We start from the raw sequence: 16,702 nt of genomic DNA on the forward strand, positions 1-16,702 counted from the left end.
AGCCGCGATCCGAACGTCTACAGAAACGCGACTTTTAGTGCCAGCGGGTAACTCGTCACATGCCTTTAACAGCAAAAATGCCAGGCGCGTTCCGCCAGTATCCCTTGTAGTCCATGCCATAGCCGAACACGTAGCGATCGACGCAGCTGAGCCCAACATAATCAGCCTTAAGATCTGGGCGCGCCTTGCGCTGATGATCCTTATCGACCAGCACCGCAGTGTGCACAGCGGCAGCGCCGGCATGCCGGCAGAAATCAATGATCGCGCCGAGCGTGTGCCCTTCGTCGAGGATGTCGTCGATAATCAGCACATCACGATCCATGAACGAGATTTCTGGCTTGGCTTTCCAGAACAGCTCGCCTCCGCTGGTTTCGTTGCGATAACGCGTCGCATGCAGGTAGGAGAGTTCCAGCGGGAAATTCAGCTTGGTAACCAGCTTGCCAGAGAAAATCAGCCCACCGTTCATCACGCAGAACACCACAGGGTTTCGGTCGGCCAGTTCAGCGTTGATTTTCGCGGCCACCGCGTCGATTGCCGCTTCGACCTCCGCGTCGGAATAAAGGCAGTCGGCTTCAGCCATGATCTGGCGGACGTGTGCAAGATCGACGGACATGGCGATGCTCCAAGACAGTTGAAAGTTGAAGCAGCTCGATCAGCCACCCTCAAATTAAGGGGCGCGACGATACCGATGCATCCATGCGCAGGGCAAGCCCTCTCGGATACATGAATAGCCGCTAACACCCTGATGCATTAATCTACGCCGGTTTATTCGACCGCCGGAGCCAACCATGACCACTCGAGAGATCCGCCACCCGCTTATTCGCCACAAACTTGGGTTGATGCGCCGTGCCGATATCAGTACCAAGAATTTCCGCGAACTGGCGCAGGAGGTTGGCTCGATCCTGACGTACGAAGCGACTCGCGACTTGCCGTTGGAAAACTACAGCATCGACGGCTGGTGTGGCCCGGTCCAGGTTGAAAAGATTTCTGGCAAGAAGATTACCGTTGTGCCGATTCTCCGAGCAGGTATCGGCATGCTCGACGGCGTACTCAGCCTGATACCAGGTGCAAAGGTCAGCGCGGTCGGCATTGCACGTAATGAGGAAACTCTGCAGGCGCACACTTACCTAGAGCGCCTCGTCGATGATCTCGATCAACGCCTGGCGATGATCATCGATCCGATGCTGGCAACCGGCGGATCGATGGTTGCAGCAATCGACATGCTGAAAAAGGCCGGGTGCAAGGAAATCCGCGCCCTGGTTCTGGTGGCTGCACCGGAAGGCATTGAGGCCGTGGAAAAGGCACATCCGGACGTCACCATCTATACCGCCTCCATTGATGACCGCCTGGACGAGAACGGCTACATCATGCCCGGCCTGGGCGATGCCGGAGACAAGATCTTCGGCACCAAGCAGAAGGACATCTGAGATGCCGCAACCCATGGAAGAACCGCTAGGACGTCAAGTGCTGGCGGGTGCGCAGATGCTGTTCGTGGCGTTCGGCGCGCTGGTACTGATGCCGCTGATTACCGGGATGGACCCCAACGTCGCGCTGTTCACCGCCGGTATTGGCACCCTGTTGTTTCAACTGGTCACCAAACGCCAGGTACCCGTATTCCTGGCGTCGAGTTTCGCTTTCATCGCGCCGATCATCGCCGCCAAGGGTGACTTTGGCCTGCCAGCGGTGCTTGGCGGCGTGGTCGCGGCCGGCATCGTTTACATGTTTCTCGGCTTTGCGGTGCGCCTTAAAGGCCCTGGATTCATAGACCGGCTACTCCCTCCCGTAGTGATCGCACCGGTAATCATCTCCATCGGTCTCGCCCTATCGCCCGTCGCAGTCAATATGGCCATGGGCAAAGCCGGTGACGGCAGCGCTCAGCTGGTGCCCTACACCACGGCCATGATGATCTCAATGCCCGCCCTGCTGACGACCCTGCTAGTGGCCGTACTTGGTAAAGGTCTGTTCCGGCTGGTGCCGATCCTGGCTGGCGTCGCTGTGGGCTATGGTCTGTCGTTCGCGTTTGGTGTCGTGGATACGACCGGGATCGCGGCAGCACCATGGCTGGCAGTGCCGAACTTCGTCACACCGGAATTCCACTGGGGGGCAATTCTGTTCATGGTCCCGGTCGCGCTGGCACCCGCTATCGAGCACATCGGTGGCGTGGTGGCGATTGGTGGCGTGACGGGCAACAACTTCATCAAGAAACCGGGTTTGCACCGCACGCTCCTGGGTGACGGCCTGGCGACTTCAGCAGCGGGACTGTTCGGTGGCCCGCCTAACACCACGTATGCGGAAGTGACCGGCGCGGTGATGCTCACCAAGAACTACAACCCGAAAATCATGACCTGGGCGGCGGCCTTCGCCATTGTCCTGGCTTTCATCGGGAAGTTTGGAGCTGGGCTGCTGAGCATTCCAGTGCCAGTCATGGGCGGCATCCTCTGCCTGCTGTTCGGCTCGATCGCGGTGGTTGGTCTGAGCACTCTGATTCGCCATCAGGTGGACCTGGCCGAAGCGCGCAACCTCATCATCGTGTCCGTGACGCTGGTGTTCGGCATCGGCGGTATGACGTTCGGCTACGGGGAATTCAGCCTGTCCGGTATCTCGTTATGCGCCATCATCGCGCTGTTACTCAACTTGGTGCTGCCCGGCGGTGAAGGCTGGAAAAACAAGCAAATCGAAGAAAACAGCTAGCCTATTGCGCCAGCACGAACGTGCTGGTTTACCTTCTCAGCGGCATTAGCGGCATGCAGCTATCCCGATGTAAGACGCGTAGACTGCCGCGATGACTCAATCTGCCATTCCCCACCGCCAGCTGCCCGACGAGACGGTCAGCTGCAGCAGCTGCGCCGCGTGCTGTTGTCGCCTCGAAGTACTGCTGCTGACCGACACTGGCGTCCCGGAGCGCTTCATCGATGAAGACGACTGGGGCGGCCAAGTGATGCGCCGCCTCGACGATGGGTGGTGCGTAGCACTCGACCGGGACAGCATGCGCTGCACCATCTACGCTCAGCGGCCGCTTATCTGCCGGGAGTTCGAGCTGGGCTCGGATGACTGCCTGGACGAGCGCAAGGGCTCAGCAAATGCTTATATGGAAGGCTGACGACAGCGCCATCAACCTCCACAGCCTCCAAGATCAGTGATCAGAACGAGGCTCGATAATGCACTGCGTAGCTTTCGATACCGTCGTTGGGATTCTTGATGCCTGCGTTGGAATAATGGATGGCTCGCACGCCAACCTCATGTCCGCCTGCGAAGCGCAGGCCAGCACCAAAGCGGTCCTCGAACTGAAAAGACGAGCCCAGGTCGTTGTTTTCCACTTCGGTATTCTCGAATGCTGCGATGCCGATGCCCGCTTCGAGATAAGGCGTCACTGACCCGCCGTTGAATTCATAGACGAAGACCGGTGCGAGCGAAATGCTGTGGTTGCTTGAGGTCTCGTCGCCTTCCCAGTAGGTATAGCCTGCATCCCAGTACCCAGTTAGCCGACCTATGCTGGTCTGGAACCAACTACGGTTGAAGTCGAATTGCGCGCCCAGCCGATAGGTCGTCGTCGACTCGCCTGTGCGGCCAACGGCAGCAGTCAGGTCGAGTGCATGTACGGCAGCCACCTGCCCCATCGAGATAGCCGCAACTGCAGCGAGGGAAATCAGTTTTTTCATACGGAATGTCCTTATTGGAACGTTGGCATCGCTTGTCTTTTGCTAAGTATCACCCCAATACAGAGGCCTGCCTGCGTGGGGAGTTCCTAAACAGAACAGTATGAAACTGTACCGTTTTCGCCCCAAAGTACCGGTAGAACGCAGGCCAATCGGCGGGGATCGCCACTGCTCCAGAAGCGCACGGTGGCTTTACCGTCGCTTAGCTGGCCGTTGGCTGCTAGCAAGGTCTCGAGATGCCGCGCGACCGCAGCACCGGTATCGACCAGTGCGACCTCAGGGGGAAGCATTTCGCGCAGCAGCGGCTTTACGAAAGGATAATGGGTACAGCCGAGAATCAGCGTATCGCAGCCCTGCGCGATCAATGGCCGGACCAGGCTCTCAAGCAGCGCGCGGGTGCCTGCCGTAGCGAGCTCGCCCGCTTCGATACGCTCGACGAGGCCCGGGCATGGCTGCGTGATGACACGCACGTCGCTGGCGAAACGGTCCAGCAGCGCCGCAAATTTAGCGCTCTTCAAGGTGCCCGTTGTGGCCAGCACGCCCACCACCCCGCTGCGGGTTGCCCGGGCGGCTGGTTTAACCGCAGGCTCCATCCCAATCAACGGCAGCTGTGGATACTGCTCTCGCAAGTCCGCCACCCCTGCGGCCGTTGCGGTATTGCAGGCCAGCACCAGCGCTTTGGCGCCTTGCTCAAGCAAAAACCCAGCGATAGCCCGGCAGCGCTCGCGGATGAACTCCGGGCTTTTTTCGCCGTAAGGGACGTGACCGCTGTCCGCTACATACAGCAACGACTCATGAGGCAGGCGGGCACGAATCTCCCGGAGCACCGACAGCCCGCCCACACCAGAATCAAAAACCCCAATTGGGCCATTGTCAGACACGGCCGCTTCCGCAGACTGCGCAGGCCGGGTCGCGCTTGACCTTCAGCTCGCGGAAACGACTGGACAGCGCATCCACCAACAACAGGCGGCCAATCAAAGGCTCACCGAAACCGACAAGCAGCTTGATTGCCTCAAGCGCCTGCAGGCTACCCACCAAGCCGACGACAGGCCCGAGCACGCCTGCTTCACTGCAAGTCAGCTCAGCCTCAGTGCCATGGCCGTAGAGGCAGTGATAGCAGGGGCTGGACTCGACCCGAGGGTCAAACACCGATAGCTGCCCTTCGAGCCGTATGGCCGCGCCGCTCACCAGCGGTTTCACGGCCGCTACACACGCTGCGTTAACAGCCTCACGAACCGCAAAATTGTCCGTGCAATCCAGCACCAGGTCGACTCCTGCCACAGCGGCACCAAGCGTATCGGCATCCATCGCTGCCCGGTGCGGCACCAGCTTGACCAAAGGGTTGAGCGCAGATAGCCGAGCCATTGCCGAGTCCACCTTGTGCAACCCCACCGATGGCGTGTCGTGAGCAATCTGACGTTGCAGATTGGTCAAATCGAGCTGATCGAAATCCGCCAGATGGAGTTCACCGACACCGGCGGCGGCAAGATACAAGGCGACGGGCGAACCCAGCCCGCCAAGCCCGACGATCAGCACACGGCTCTGCTTAAGCTTGAGCTGGCCTTCGATATCAACCTGTCTCAGCAAGATCTGGCGGCTGTAACGCAGCAGCTCGTCATCGCTCAGCATGCACTACTCCTCATTGGGTTCATCGCAGCCGCCCGAAGCTGACACGCTCGTGGTCACCGAAATCCTTGCGGCTAGCGACATCGACGAAGCCGCCATCGAACAACAGGGTCCGCACCGCCATAGCCTGATCGTAACCGTGCTCCAGTATCAACCAGCCGGACGAAAGCAGATGAGTAGGCGCCTGCTCGATGATCAGCCGGATGTCATCCAGTCCATCTTCTCCCGCCACTAGCGCACTGCTCGGTTCGAAGCGCACGTCGCCCTGCAACAGATGCGGGTCACTGGCGGGAATGTAGGGCGGATTGGAGACGATCAATCCATAACGCTGGCCCGCGAGCGAAGAGAACCACTGGCTCTCGATAAACCGCACATTGCCGAGCCCAAGTCGCTGAGCATTACGGTTGGCCAGCGAAACGGCTTCGCTGATGCGGTCGACGCCGGTAAGCCGCCAGGTCGAGCGCTCAGTTGCAAGCGCCAGGGCAATCGCACCGGTCCCCGTACCCAGATCGAGCACATCCGCCGGACCAGCTGGAAGCATATCCAACGCCGTTTCAACCAGCAGTTCGGTGTCCGGTCGCGGAATCAAGGTATGTGGCGCCACTTCGAGATCGAGACTCCAGAATCCCTGGCGGCCCAGAATGTAAGCCACTGGCTCGCCAAGCCGACGACGCTCAAGGTAAGCCGCAAAGCGAGCCTCGACCTCGGGTAGCACCTCGCAATCAGGCCAGGTGCGCAGGTAGCTTGTCCCCTTGCCCAGCGCGGCCGCAAGCAGCCACTCGGCATCGAGCTTGGCGCTCGGCGAGTCGGGCAGCTGGGCGGCACGCAGCAGGTAATCGATTGTCGCCATGTTCGGGTTTCCAGGACTCAGAGGTACGCCGCCATCGACAACCGGAAGGATTGGATAAGCGAGCGGTCAGTCGCCCAGCGCAGCAAGCTGATCGGCTTGATATTCCTGCAGCAGCGGTTCGATCACCTGCTCAACTGCGCCGCTGACCACTTCATTGAGCGAATACAACGTCAGGTTGATGCGGTGATCCGTAACGCGCCCCTGTGGGAAGTTGTAAGTCCGAATACGCTCGGAACGATCACCCGAGCCCACCAGCAACTTGCGCGTATCGGAAATTTCCTTGTGCGCTGCGCTGTCCTGCACATCTTGCAGCTTGGCGGCCAACCAGGCCATGGCCCGAGCACGGTTCTTGTGCTGCGAGCGCTCTTCCTGGCATTCCACCACAATGCCGCTGGGCAAGTGGGTAATACGCACCGCCGAATCGGTCTTGTTGATGTGCTGACCGCCAGCTCCGGAGGCGCGGTAGGTGTCGACGCGCAGGTCAGCCGGATTGATTTCGATGGCGATCTGCTCGTCCGGCTCCGGCAGGACCGCAACGGTGCAGGCCGAGGTATGGATACGTCCCTGGGATTCGGTTTCGGGTACGCGCTGAACCCGGTGTGCGCCCGACTCGAACTTGAGCTTGGCGAATACGTTATCGCCCTCGACTCGCGAGATCACTTCCTTGTAGCCGCCGTGTTCACCCGGGCTTTCGGACAGGATCTCGACGCGCCAGCCTTGCCGCTCGGCGTAGCGGGAATACATACGAAACAGATCGCCAGAGAAGATCGCTGCCTCGTCGCCACCGGTGCCAGCGCGAATCTCGAGGAAGACGTTACGCCCATCCTTGGGATCCTTCGGCAGAAGCATGCGCTGCAGCCGAGCCTCGATCGCCTCGAGCTTTCCGCGTGCTTCGGCGACTTCTTCCTCCGCCATCTCGCGAACATCCGGATCGTTGTCCTTGAGCAATGCCTGAGCACCCTCGAGGTCGGACTGCATCTTGAGGAATTCGCGATAGGTGGCGATGACCGGTTCGACTTCGGCGTACTCGCGCGAATAGGCGCGAAAACGGGTCTGATCGCTGATCACCTCAGCGTCACCCAGTAACGCTGTCAGCTCTTCGAAGCGGTCCTGCAGAGTATCGAGTTTGTTGAGCAGCGACGCTTTCATGGTTTGTCCGTGCTGTCTTGCAGGGCGAAGAGGTCCTGGACGATGCTCAGAGCCTCCACACGCCCTTCGGCAGAAAGTTTTTTCAACTGAACGCTGGGCGCGTGCAGCAGCTTGTTGGTCAGTCCCCGCGCTAGCTGCGCCAGCGCATCCTCGGGCGTGCCGCCATTGGCCAACAACCGCTGGGCACGCAGCAGCTCCTCATCACGAAGGCGCTCGGCGTGCTGCCGATAAGCCTTGAGCACATCCACAGCGGCCAGCTCACGGAGCCGCGCCATGAAATCGTCAGTCCCGACCGCAACCAGCTCTTCGGCGGCCTGTGCAGCGCCCTGACGGCTCTTGAGATTCTCTGCCACCACTTCATGAAGATCATCAACGGTGTAGAGATAGACATCATCCAGATCGGCAACCTGCGCTTCTATATCGCGCGGCACGGCAATGTCCACCATGAACATCGGTTTGTGCTTGCGCTTCTTCAGCGCTTGCTCGACCGCCCCCTTGCCGAGAATCGGCAGCTGGCTGGCGGTCGAGCTGATGACGATATCGCTGTTGTAGAGCTCCAGCGGAATGTCAGCAAGCAAGATGGCATGAGCACCGAACTGCTCGGCCAGCGCGCTCGCGCGTTCGAGGGTACGGTTGGCCACCACGATGCGCTTGACGCCCTGTTCATGCAGGTGCCGGGCGACCAGGGTGATGGTCTCGCCAGCGCCGATCAGCAACGCCTGGCTGCGATCAAGGTTGGCGAAGATCTGCTTGGCCAGGCTGACCGCAGCGAACGCGACTGAAACCGGGTTTTCCCCGATGGCGGTGTCGGTACGTACGGTTTTAGCGGTGCTGAAGGTGGCCTGAAACAAACGCCCCAACAGCGGGCCGACGCTACCGGCCTCACGCGCCACAGCATAGGCGGACTTCATCTGCCCGAGGATTTGCGGCTCACCTAACACCATCGAATCCAGACCGGAGGCAACACGCATCATGTGCCGAACCGCCTGGTCGTCAGTGTGCACATAGGCACACGCCTTGAGATCGTCGAGGTTCAACCGATGATAGTTGGCAAGCCAAGCCAGCACCGTCTCAGCCTCGAGCTGCTCCTGTTCCAGGTAAAGCTCGCTGCGATTGCAGGTCGATAGAATCGCTGCTTCACGCGTGGGCGTGACTCGACACAGCTGCTGCAGCGCCTCGACCATCTGTTCTGGCGTGAACGCCACACGCTCTCGCACGTCCACCGATGCGGTCTTGTGATTAATGCCAAGCGCGAGGAAAGCCATGCAGGATCGCTGATTCGAAAACGGAGCGCGCGATTCTCCTACTTCGCCTGCCTCAGAACAACCATTGCCAGACATTGTCTGTAACGGACCAAGCCCAGAAAATGCTGGGCCAAAGCCGAGCCATGTGCTTGCCTGGTCGCTTGTGTCATCATGCCGCGACCGCAGACCAGCCTAATGTTCCCTATGAAAAAACTCCTCGCCCTCAGCGCCGTTCTATTTCTCGGTGGCTGCCAAAGCTTCATGCAGAGCCCCCCGGACAGCGGCCCGCCGATCGAGGAGGTCACGGCGGAGCCTGTGGCAAAAAGCCCAAACGAGTATGGCTCGTTCAGCGGCGATACCCTGTATGCATTACTAGTGGCAGAACTGGCTGGCCAGCGTAATCGCTTCGATATCGCCTTGGGCACCTATGTCCAGCAGGCCAACGCGACGCAGGATGCCGGCGTCGCGGAGCGCGGTTTCCGCATCGCCGAATACCTCGGCGCAGACCAAGCGGCGCTGGATACGGCCATCATCTGGGCGAACAATGCACCGGACAATCTCGACGCCCAGCGCGCTGCAGCCGTTCAGCTGGCGCGCGCGGGGCGTTACGAAGAGTCCCTCTCGTTCATGGAAAAGGTGCTCCGGGGTCAGGGCGACACGCATTTTGACTTCCTCGCGCTGTCCGCCGCTGAAACCGATCCGGACACGCGCACTGGCCTGCTCAAGAGTTTCGACCAGTTGCTGGCAAAGCATCCCGACAATCCCCAACTGAAATTCGGCAAGGCCGTGTTGCTGCAGCAGGACGCTCGCCCTGAAGAAGCACTCGCGCTGCTCGAGGAGCAACCAGCCAGCGAGCAGCAGATCCCGTCGATTCTGCTCCAGGCTCGTCTGCTGCAGGTTTTGGAGCGCACCGATGAAGCCATGCCGCTATTGGAAAAAAGCCTCCGCCAGCACCCCGAAGACAAGCGCTTGCGGTTGACCTACGCACGGCTGCTGGTGGAACAGGATCGATTCGACGAAGCCATGGGTGAATTCGCCACGCTGGTTCAACAATACCCAAGCGACGATGACTTGCGCTTCTCGATGGCGCTGGTATGCCTCGAAGCGCAAGCCTGGCGTGAAGCCATTGTTTATCTAGAGGAACTGATCGAGCGGGGGAGCCATCTCGACGCCGCTCATTTCAATCTGGGCCGGGCCTACCGTGAGCTGGGCAAGCACGAGCAGGCACTGGCCGCGTTCGCCAAGGTCGGCCCAGGCAACGAATATTTGCCGGCGAAACTGATGCAGGCGGAGCTGCTGTTCACCCTCGACCGCAACCAGGAAGCGTCACAGCTGCTGGCAAGCGCTCGAGACGAGCAGCCCGATTACGCCATACAGCTGTACCTCATCGAGTTGGAAGCGCTTTCCGGCCAGCAACAGATCGAAGCAGCCTGGAAACTGGCGGAACAGGCGCTGGTTGAGTTTCCGGACGACCTGAACCTGCTCTATACCCGAGCGATGATTGCCGAAAAGCGCGGCGACCTGGCTCAGCTGGAACGAGACCTTCGCTACATCATCGAGCGCGAGCCAGACAATGCCATGGCTATCAATGCGCTCGGCTATACGCTTGCTGACCGCACCGACCGCTATCAGGAAGCACTTGATCTGATCGAACAGGCTTATCGGATCAACCCTGACGATGCCGCAATTCTCGACTCGCTTGGCTGGGTCAACTATCGGCTGGGCAATCTGCAGGAAGCAGAAGCCCAACTGCGCAAGGCGCTTGAGCGCTTTCCCGACCATGAAGTCGCCGCTCACCTTGGCGAAGTACTGTGGTCTGCTGGCAAGCAGCGCGAAGCGCGGGCCATCTGGGCGAAAGCCTTGAAGGCGCAGCCCGATAGCCAAGTCCTGCGTGACACCATCAAACGACTGACAGGCTCGGAGAAACCCTGACCCATGAAGCTGATGCGTAACCTGCTGGCCCCCACCCTCGCCTTGCTGCTAGCTGGCTGCGCCGGTCTCGGTCCGCAGGAGTCAGTTGAAGGCCCCGGCAATGCCGAAGACTGGAAGACCCATAAAGCCCATATCAGCGAGATCGATGGCTGGCAGATCAGCGGCAAGATAGGAATTCAGGCACCGCAGGATTCCGGCAGCGGCACCTTGTTCTGGCTGCAGCGCCAGGATTATTTCGATATTCGTCTCTCCGGCCCCTTAGGTCGCGGCGCTACGCGCCTGACTGGACGCCCCGATGCGGTGGCGCTGGAAGTTGCCGGCCAGGGACGCTTCGAGGCCGACTCGCCGGAAGCATTGGTTGAAAGCCAGCTGGGCTGGCAGCTACCCGTCTCCAACCTGCTCTGGTGGGTACGCGGCCTACCGGCTCCGGACAGCCGCAGCCGCATCGCCCTCAACGCCAACGGGCAGCTAGCCAGCCTGAAGCAAGATGGTTGGGATGTTCAGTACCTGGGCTATACCGAGGAGGACGGTTATCCGCTGCCAAATCGCATCAAATTGGCAGGTCGTGACCTGAAAATCACATTGGTGGTCAAGGACTGGCAACCGCGCCAGCTCGGACGCTGATGCTCGCATTGACACTCCCTGCCCCAGCCAAGCTCAATCTCATGCTGCATATCCTCGGCCGTCGCGCCGACGGATACCACGAGCTACAAACGCTGTTTCAGTTTCTCGACTATGGCGACGAGCTGACTTTCAGACCTCGATCCGATGAACAAATCCGATTACATACGGACCTCCCGGGCGTCGACCATGACAGCAACCTGATCGTGCGCGCTGCACGCCTGCTGCAAAGGCGCAGCGGCTGCACTCAAGGCGCCGACATTGAATTGAGCAAGCGCTTGCCCATGGGCGGCGGTATTGGCGGTGGAAGCTCCGATGCGGCCACCACCCTGCTTGGCCTCGATCACCTCTGGCAGACCCATCTGGGCGAAGACACGCTGGCGGAGATCGGCTTGGCATTGGGTGCTGATGTTCCGGTATTCGTTAGAGGCTGCGCAGCCTTTGCCGAAGGGGTTGGTGAACGCCTGCAACCGGTCGAATTGAGCGAACCCTGGTACCTCGTAATCGCCCCGCAAGTCTCTGTTAGTACAGCGGAAATATTTTCCGACCCAGAGTTGACACGCAATACCCCGGCCATTACAGTTCGCAGCCTTCTTGCAGGGGGCGGTCATAACGACTGTCAGCCGGTAGTCGAGAGGCGTTACCCAGAAGTTCGTAACGCTTTGAGCTTGTTGAACAAATTTGTTCCAGCAAGAATGACCGGCACTGGAGCTTGTGTGTTTGGGAGCTTCCCAAACAAGGGTGAGGCTGATAAAGTTTGCCGCCAACTTCCAGCCGATTTACCAGCATTCGTCGCTCAAGGCCGCAATATTTCGATGTTGCACCGAAAGCTTGCGCAGCTGGCACAGGAAGCAAGTGGTTAGAGGTTGTAGGTTACAGGGGCGTCGCCAAGCGGTAAGGCACCAGGTTTTGATCCTGGCATGCGTTGGTTCGAATCCAGCCGCCCCTGCCATAACCTTTCGGGGTTAATACAGCCGGACAAGCACTTTCAGGGTTACATCTACAGGGGCGTCGCCAAGCGGTAAGGCACCAGGTTTTGATCCTGGCATGCGTTGGTTCGAATCCAGCCGCCCCTGCCAAACATCACGAGAGCTGTTCAAAACGCCTGGCCTTTTGAACAGCTTTTTGTTTCATCGGATCCACCCTCAGGCAGGTACTGCGCGTGTCCAAGATGATGGTCTTCACGGGGAACGCCAACCCCGACCTGGCCCGGCGTGTTGTACGTCAGCTGCATATCCCTCTCGGTGACGCCTACGTCGGAAAGTTCTCCGACGGCGAAATCAGTGTCGAGATCAATGAAAACGTTCGTGGTAAGGACGTCTTTCTGATTCAGCCGACCTGTGCGCCCACCAATGACAATCTGATGGAACTGGTTGTGATGGCAGACGCCTTCCGCCGGTCCTCCGCCACTCGCATCACAGCCGTCATTCCCTACTTTGGTTATGCCCGTCAGGATCGCCGTCCGCGCTCCGCACGCGTGCCGATCAGCGCTAAAGTCGTGGCTGACATGCTCGATGTGGTTGGGGTCAACCGTGTGCTCACTGTTGACCTGCACGCTGACCAGATCCAGGGCTTCTTCGATATGCCGGTAGATAACATCTACGGTTCGCCGGTCCTGGTCGACGATATACAGGCTCAGCGCTTCGAGAATCTGATGATCGTCTCCCCCGATATCGGTGGTGTGGTACGAGCTCGTGCTGTCGCCAAATCGTTGGGTGTGGATCTGGCGATCATCGACAAGCGTCGTCCGAAGGCCAACCAGTCCGAAGTGATGCACATCATCGGTGATATCGAAGGCCGGACTTGCATCCTCGTCGATGACATGGTCGATACCGCCGGCACCCTGTGCCATGCCGCAACCGCTCTAAAAGATCATGGCGCGTCCAAGGTCTTCGCGTATTGCACACACCCAATTCTGTCCGGTCGCGCCATCGAGAACATCGAAGGTTCGGTCCTCGACGAGCTGGTCGTGACCAATACCATCCCGCTGTCCGCAGCGGCGCAAGCCTGTACTCGTATTCGCCAGTTGGACATCGCGCCAATGGTGGCTGAAGCGGTTCGCCGCATCAGCAATGCTGAATCGATCAGCGCGATGTTCCGCTAAGCCAAACGCTTAGCCCTTTGCGCAGAACGAAAATGTGCCCCGCCTCGTGCGGGGCTTTTTGCCCAACCGCCCGGTAGCGCTGGTCGCGAGCGTTTCGGGTGCGTTGTTATCCTGGAGAAACACAATGACTGATTTCACTCTGAATGCCCAAGTGCGTTCCGACCTGGGGAAAGGTGCGAGCCGCCGCCTGCGTCGTAACGCCAACCTCGTTCCAGCCGTAATCTACGGTGGTGACAAGGCTCCGCAGTCCATCAGCCTGCTGTTGAAAGACGTAACCAAGCTGCTGGAAACCGAAGCCTCTTTCAGCCACGTACTGACCCTGAACGTCGACGGCCAGAACGAATCCGTTCTGATCAAGGCGCTGCAGCGTCATCCGGCCAAAGGCTTCGTTCTGCACGCTGACTTCGTCCGCGTCGTCGAAGGTCATAAGCTGACTGCTACCGTACCGCTGCACTTCCTGAACCAGGAAACTTCGGTAGGCGTTAAGCAGCAAGGCGGCGAGATCCTGCACAACATCAACGAAGTGGAAGTCTCCTGCCTGCCGCAGGATCTGCCTGAGTTCATCGAGGTCGACATGGCCAACGTTGAAGTCGGTCAGGTACTGCACATGACTGACCTCAAGCTGCCGAAAGGCGTTGAGCTGGTCGCCCTGGCCCACGGCAGCGATCTGCCGGTTGCCAACGTTCACGCACCTCGCGTGAACAAGGAAGACACTCCGAAAGAAGAAGGCGCTGCCGAGTAATCCACTCGCCATCACCTGAGGAAGGGCCTCTGTCGTGACTGCCGTTAAACTGATCGTCGGCCTGGGTAACCCAGGCCCTGAATACGACCAGACCCGGCATAACGCAGGGGCCCTTTTCGTTGAGCGTCTGGCTGCCCACAAGGGCGTCAACCTCAGCGTCGATCGCAAGTATTTCGGCCTGGTCGGCAAGTTTCGCCACCAAGACGAAGACGTCCGCCTGTTGATCCCCACCACCTTCATGAACCGTAGCGGTCAAGCGGTGGCGGCACTGGCCGGTTTTTTCCGAATTCCTCCCGAGTCCATCCTGGTTGCCCACGATGAGCTCGACATGCCCCCCGGCGTCGCCAAGCTCAAACAAGGCGGCGGCCATGGCGGGCATAACGGGCTTCGCGACATCATTGCCAAGCTCGGTAATCAGAACAATTTCTACCGCCTGCGTCTGGGCATCGGCCACCCAGGTCATAGCAGCCTGGTGACCGGTTACGTACTGGGCCGAGCGCCCCAGGCCGAGCGCGAAAAGCTGGACGCCAGCATCGACTTCACCTTCGACGTGCTACCCGAAATTCTCGCCGGTGACTGGACGCGTGCAATGCAGCGTCTGCACAGCCAGAAGGCCTGATCGAACTCGACGCAGGAACGCAAGACAAGACAACGGCTGAGCTGAAGGCTTGTACTACAGCGCATCACGAAGCCGTTTAACGCAGTTTGGCAACGCCGGTAGCGCAGAGCTGCCAGCCAACACCGAGGCAAGACACCATGGGATTCAATTGCGGCATCGTCGGCCTGCCCAACGTCGGCAAGTCCACCCTGTTCAACGCGCTGACCAAGTCCGGAATCGCTGCGGAAAACTTCCCCTTCTGCACCATCGAGCCGAACAGTGGCATCGTGCCGATGCCCGATCCTCGCCTGCAGGCCTTGGCCGACATCGTCAAGCCCGAGCGAATCCTGCCGACCACCATGGAATTCGTCGACATCGCCGGCCTCGTCGAAGGGGCTTCAAAGGGTGAAGGTCTGGGCAACAAGTTCCTCGCCAACATCCGTGAGACCGATGCGATAGCCCACGTGGTGCGTTGCTTCGAAGACGAAAACGTCATCCACGTCTCCAACTCGGTCGACCCCAAGCGCGACATCGAAATCATCGAACTCGAACTGATCTTCGCCGATCTCGACAGCTGCGAAAAGCAACTGCAGCGCGTGACGCGCAACGCCAAAGGCGGCGACAAGGAAGCCGTAGCGCAGAAAGCGCTGCTGGAAAAATTGATCCCCCACTTCACCGAAGCTAAGCCGGCCCGCACGCTCTTGAAGAAGCTGGGCGATGATGATGTTCAACTGGCCAAGGGCTTCCATTTGCTCACCAGCAAGCCGGTCATGTACATCGCCAACGTGGCCGAAGACGGCTTCGAGAACAACCCGCACCTGGATGTGGTCAAGGCAATCGCCGCCGAAGAAGGCGCCCTCGTGGTACCGGTGTGCAACAAGATCGAAGCGGAAATCGCCGAGCTCGACGATGGCGAAGAAAAGGACATGTTCCTTGAATCCCTCGGCCTTGAAGAGCCCGGCTTGAATCGCGTGATCCGCGCCGGTTACGAGTTGCTCAACCTGCAAACCTACTTCACGGCAGGCGTGAAGGAAGTCCGCGCCTGGACTGTGAAAGTCGGCGCTACAGCCCCTCAAGGCGCAGGCGTAATCCACACCGATTTCGAGAAAGGCTTCATCCGCGCTGAAGTGGTCGCCTATAACGACTTCATCCAGTACAAGGGCGAAGCTGGCGCCAAGGAAGCTGGTAAATGGCGCCTGGAGGGCAAGGAATACATCATCAAGGATGGCGATGTGATGCACTTCCGCTTCAACGTTTAAGCGAAATTGCCACATTGGCATTCATTGATTGCCGCGCTCAAAGCCTCGCTCACGCGAGGCTTTTTTGTGTTCCGAGGTAAGAAGTCGTCGCTGTAAAAATTCGGGGAAGCCCCGCTTTCAAACATTCGGCTGACGACCGGTACGGAATCTGTTGATCAAGCGCGGAATATTCGCCCCGCTTGTGCGGTCGGAACAGGCAGACCTGCCGAAGCCGGAGCCCTGATGAACAGCCTCACCGAACCACCGCTACAACACCTCGACGATGCCTTTTTTGACCGGGACGCGCAAATTGTCGCTCAGGCATTGCTCGGTACCGTAATTCGCCACTGCGTCGACGGGTTGTGGTTGTCGGCGCGCATCATCGAGACCGAGGCCTATTACATCGACGAGAAAGCCAGTCACTCGTCGCTCGGCCACAGCCCCTCGCGGCGCGCCATGTTCATGCCGGCCGGCCATCTCTATCTCTATTACTCGCGGGGCGGGGACTCACTGAACTTTAGCGTTCAGGGGGACGGCAATGCGGTCTGCATCAAGGCCGGATACCCTTGGGTCGATTCGCTGTCATGTGAAGAATCTATCGAACGCATGCGCGCTAACAGCCCCGCCGCCGCAGGAGGCCCACGTCCCCTGACCCGCCTCTGCTCTGGCCAGACGCTGCTATGCAAGGCGCTGGGGCTGAAGGTAACGGAGTGGAATGCCCAGCGCATGGACCCTATGAAACTACGCTTGGATGACATCGGTGCGCGTCCGGATATCATCCAGACCACCCGCCTCGGCATTCCCGCCGGTCGTGACGAGCACCTGCCGTACCGATTTGTCGATGCCGGCTTTGCCGCACACTGCACGCGCAATCCGATGCGCCGTGGGCAACAGGAGGGTCAGGACTACGTACTACTACGCCGCGAGCTGTTAGCAAGCTAG

Annotated in this window: 18 protein-coding genes and 2 tRNA genes; 13 read left to right on the forward strand and 7 right to left on the reverse strand. The window is 59.5% G+C overall.

Going from position 1 to position 16,702, the window contains the following annotated elements:
* Window positions 1-55 precede the first annotated feature (55 nt).
* Entirely contained in the window at window positions 56-613 is a 558-nt protein-coding gene (locus ACQKEK_RS22090; protein ID WP_101153319.1) for a hypoxanthine-guanine phosphoribosyltransferase, read from the reverse strand.
* A gap of 175 nt (window positions 614-788) precedes the next feature.
* Between ACQKEK_RS22090 and upp the strand changes: the two genes are divergently transcribed.
* The 3 genes from upp (at window position 789) to ACQKEK_RS22105 (ending at window position 3,100) form a co-directional block, all read left to right on the forward strand.
* A complete protein-coding gene (upp, locus tag ACQKEK_RS22095; RefSeq protein WP_045424968.1) occupies window positions 789-1,427 on the forward strand; it encodes a uracil phosphoribosyltransferase in 639 nt (212 codons plus the stop codon).
* Window position 1,428: 1 nt separating this feature from the next.
* Window positions 1,429-2,691 (forward strand): uracil-xanthine permease family protein, encoded by a 1,263-nt coding sequence (locus ACQKEK_RS22100; protein WP_499144342.1) that lies wholly within the window; start codon window positions 1,429-1,431, stop codon window positions 2,689-2,691.
* A gap of 91 nt (window positions 2,692-2,782) precedes the next feature.
* Complete coding sequence (locus ACQKEK_RS22105; RefSeq protein WP_499144343.1) at window positions 2,783-3,100, forward strand: YkgJ family cysteine cluster protein; 318 nt, start codon at window positions 2,783-2,785, stop codon at window positions 3,098-3,100.
* A 40-nt stretch (window positions 3,101-3,140) separates the two neighbouring features.
* Here the strand turns inward: ACQKEK_RS22105 and ACQKEK_RS22110 are convergent, their stop codons facing one another.
* From ACQKEK_RS22110 to hemA, 6 genes are all read right to left on the reverse strand, one after another.
* The gene (locus ACQKEK_RS22110; RefSeq protein ID WP_446697697.1) at window positions 3,141-3,659 is read right to left on the reverse strand and encodes an acyloxyacyl hydrolase; all 519 of its coding nucleotides are present in this window, start codon (window positions 3,657-3,659) and stop codon (window positions 3,141-3,143) included.
* Between the two features lie 86 nt (window positions 3,660-3,745).
* Window positions 3,746-4,537, reverse strand: coding sequence for a glutamate racemase (gene murI, locus ACQKEK_RS22115; protein WP_499144344.1), 792 nt, complete (start codon window positions 4,535-4,537; stop codon window positions 3,746-3,748).
* Window positions 4,530-5,285, reverse strand: coding sequence for a molybdopterin-synthase adenylyltransferase MoeB (locus ACQKEK_RS22120; RefSeq protein ID WP_128121779.1), 756 nt, complete (start codon window positions 5,283-5,285; stop codon window positions 4,530-4,532). The genes murI and ACQKEK_RS22120 overlap by 8 nt, the downstream gene beginning before the upstream one ends.
* Window positions 5,286-5,304: 19 nt before the next feature.
* Window positions 5,305-6,132 carry a peptide chain release factor N(5)-glutamine methyltransferase gene (gene prmC, locus ACQKEK_RS22125; protein WP_499144345.1) on the reverse strand — a complete coding sequence of 276 codons (828 nt, stop codon included), beginning with the start codon at window positions 6,130-6,132 and terminating at the stop codon, window positions 5,305-5,307.
* Window positions 6,133-6,198: 66 nt separating this feature from the next.
* Entirely contained in the window at window positions 6,199-7,281 is a 1,083-nt protein-coding gene (gene prfA, locus ACQKEK_RS22130) for a peptide chain release factor 1 (protein ID WP_045424959.1), read from the reverse strand.
* A complete protein-coding gene (gene hemA, locus ACQKEK_RS22135) occupies window positions 7,278-8,546 on the reverse strand; it encodes a glutamyl-tRNA reductase (RefSeq protein WP_101153329.1) in 1,269 nt (422 codons plus the stop codon). The genes prfA and hemA overlap by 4 nt, the downstream gene beginning before the upstream one ends.
* Before the next feature lie 183 nt (window positions 8,547-8,729).
* On the opposite strand from hemA, the gene ACQKEK_RS22140 reads away from it, so the two are divergent.
* The 10 genes from ACQKEK_RS22140 (at window position 8,730) to ACQKEK_RS22185 (ending at window position 16,702) form a co-directional block, all read left to right on the forward strand.
* Window positions 8,730-10,457, forward strand: coding sequence for a tetratricopeptide repeat protein (locus ACQKEK_RS22140; RefSeq protein WP_499144346.1), 1,728 nt, complete (start codon window positions 8,730-8,732; stop codon window positions 10,455-10,457).
* A 3-nt stretch (window positions 10,458-10,460) separates the two neighbouring features.
* Window positions 10,461-11,081 (forward strand): lipoprotein insertase outer membrane protein LolB, encoded by a 621-nt coding sequence (gene lolB / locus ACQKEK_RS22145; protein ID WP_499144347.1) that lies wholly within the window; start codon window positions 10,461-10,463, stop codon window positions 11,079-11,081.
* Window positions 11,081-11,941: a 4-(cytidine 5'-diphospho)-2-C-methyl-D-erythritol kinase gene (gene ispE / locus ACQKEK_RS22150; protein ID WP_499144348.1), complete on the forward strand. Its 861-nt coding sequence runs from the start codon at window positions 11,081-11,083 to the stop codon at window positions 11,939-11,941. The genes lolB and ispE overlap by 1 nt, the downstream gene beginning before the upstream one ends.
* A gap of 14 nt (window positions 11,942-11,955) precedes the next feature.
* Window positions 11,956-12,030 (forward strand) — tRNA-Gln (locus ACQKEK_RS22155).
* A 52-nt stretch (window positions 12,031-12,082) separates the two neighbouring features.
* Window positions 12,083-12,157: transfer RNA gene (locus ACQKEK_RS22160), tRNA-Gln, on the forward strand.
* Window positions 12,158-12,240: 83 nt separating this feature from the next.
* Window positions 12,241-13,182 (forward strand): ribose-phosphate pyrophosphokinase, encoded by a 942-nt coding sequence (locus ACQKEK_RS22165; RefSeq protein WP_019341796.1) that lies wholly within the window; start codon window positions 12,241-12,243, stop codon window positions 13,180-13,182.
* Between the two features lie 124 nt (window positions 13,183-13,306).
* A complete protein-coding gene (locus tag ACQKEK_RS22170; RefSeq protein ID WP_128121775.1) occupies window positions 13,307-13,924 on the forward strand; it encodes a 50S ribosomal protein L25/general stress protein Ctc in 618 nt (205 codons plus the stop codon).
* 34 nt (window positions 13,925-13,958) lie between these two features.
* The gene (gene pth / locus ACQKEK_RS22175) at window positions 13,959-14,543 is read left to right on the forward strand and encodes an aminoacyl-tRNA hydrolase (protein WP_045424951.1); all 585 of its coding nucleotides are present in this window, start codon (window positions 13,959-13,961) and stop codon (window positions 14,541-14,543) included.
* 137 nt (window positions 14,544-14,680) lie between these two features.
* The gene (gene ychF / locus ACQKEK_RS22180; protein WP_064480475.1) at window positions 14,681-15,781 is read left to right on the forward strand and encodes a redox-regulated ATPase YchF; all 1,101 of its coding nucleotides are present in this window, start codon (window positions 14,681-14,683) and stop codon (window positions 15,779-15,781) included.
* Window positions 15,782-16,003: 222 nt separating this feature from the next.
* Window positions 16,004-16,702, forward strand: a complete 699-nt coding sequence (locus ACQKEK_RS22185; protein ID WP_499144349.1) for a DNA-3-methyladenine glycosylase — start codon at window positions 16,004-16,006, stop codon at window positions 16,700-16,702.

The sequence above is a fragment of the Pseudomonas sp. NPDC077408 genome (genome assembly GCF_050269105.1).
Lineage (GTDB): Bacteria > Pseudomonadota > Gammaproteobacteria > Pseudomonadales > Pseudomonadaceae > Stutzerimonas.

Bases quoted from the DNA above. Each gene is read 5' to 3' on its own strand.
- ACQKEK_RS22090 (WP_101153319.1), bottom strand. From the start codon at position 613: ATGTCCGTCGATCTTGCACACGTCCGCCAGATCATGGCTGAAGCCGAC.
- lolB (WP_499144347.1), top strand. From the start codon at position 10,461: ATGAAGCTGATGCGTAACCTGCTGGCCCCCACCCTCGCCTTGCTGCTA.
- ychF (WP_064480475.1), top strand. From the start codon at position 14,681: ATGGGATTCAATTGCGGCATCGTCGGCCTGCCCAACGTCGGCAAGTCC.
- ACQKEK_RS22170 (WP_128121775.1), top strand. From the start codon at position 13,307: ATGACTGATTTCACTCTGAATGCCCAAGTGCGTTCCGACCTGGGGAAA.
- prfA (WP_045424959.1), bottom strand. From the start codon at position 7,281: ATGAAAGCGTCGCTGCTCAACAAACTCGATACTCTGCAGGACCGCTTC.
- ACQKEK_RS22105 (WP_499144343.1), top strand. From the start codon at position 2,783: ATGACTCAATCTGCCATTCCCCACCGCCAGCTGCCCGACGAGACGGTC.
- ACQKEK_RS22120 (WP_128121779.1), bottom strand. From the start codon at position 5,285: ATGCTGAGCGATGACGAGCTGCTGCGTTACAGCCGCCAGATCTTGCTG.
- ACQKEK_RS22140 (WP_499144346.1), top strand. From the start codon at position 8,730: ATGAAAAAACTCCTCGCCCTCAGCGCCGTTCTATTTCTCGGTGGCTGC.
- upp (WP_045424968.1), top strand. From the start codon at position 789: ATGACCACTCGAGAGATCCGCCACCCGCTTATTCGCCACAAACTTGGG.
- ACQKEK_RS22185 (WP_499144349.1), top strand. From the start codon at position 16,004: ATGAACAGCCTCACCGAACCACCGCTACAACACCTCGACGATGCCTTT.
- hemA (WP_101153329.1), bottom strand. From the start codon at position 8,546: ATGGCTTTCCTCGCGCTTGGCATTAATCACAAGACCGCATCGGTGGAC.
- ACQKEK_RS22100 (WP_499144342.1), top strand. From the start codon at position 1,429: ATGCCGCAACCCATGGAAGAACCGCTAGGACGTCAAGTGCTGGCGGGT.
- ispE (WP_499144348.1), top strand. From the start codon at position 11,081: ATGCTCGCATTGACACTCCCTGCCCCAGCCAAGCTCAATCTCATGCTG.
- prmC (WP_499144345.1), bottom strand. From the start codon at position 6,132: ATGGCGACAATCGATTACCTGCTGCGTGCCGCCCAGCTGCCCGACTCG.
- ACQKEK_RS22110 (WP_446697697.1), bottom strand. From the start codon at position 3,659: ATGAAAAAACTGATTTCCCTCGCTGCAGTTGCGGCTATCTCGATGGGG.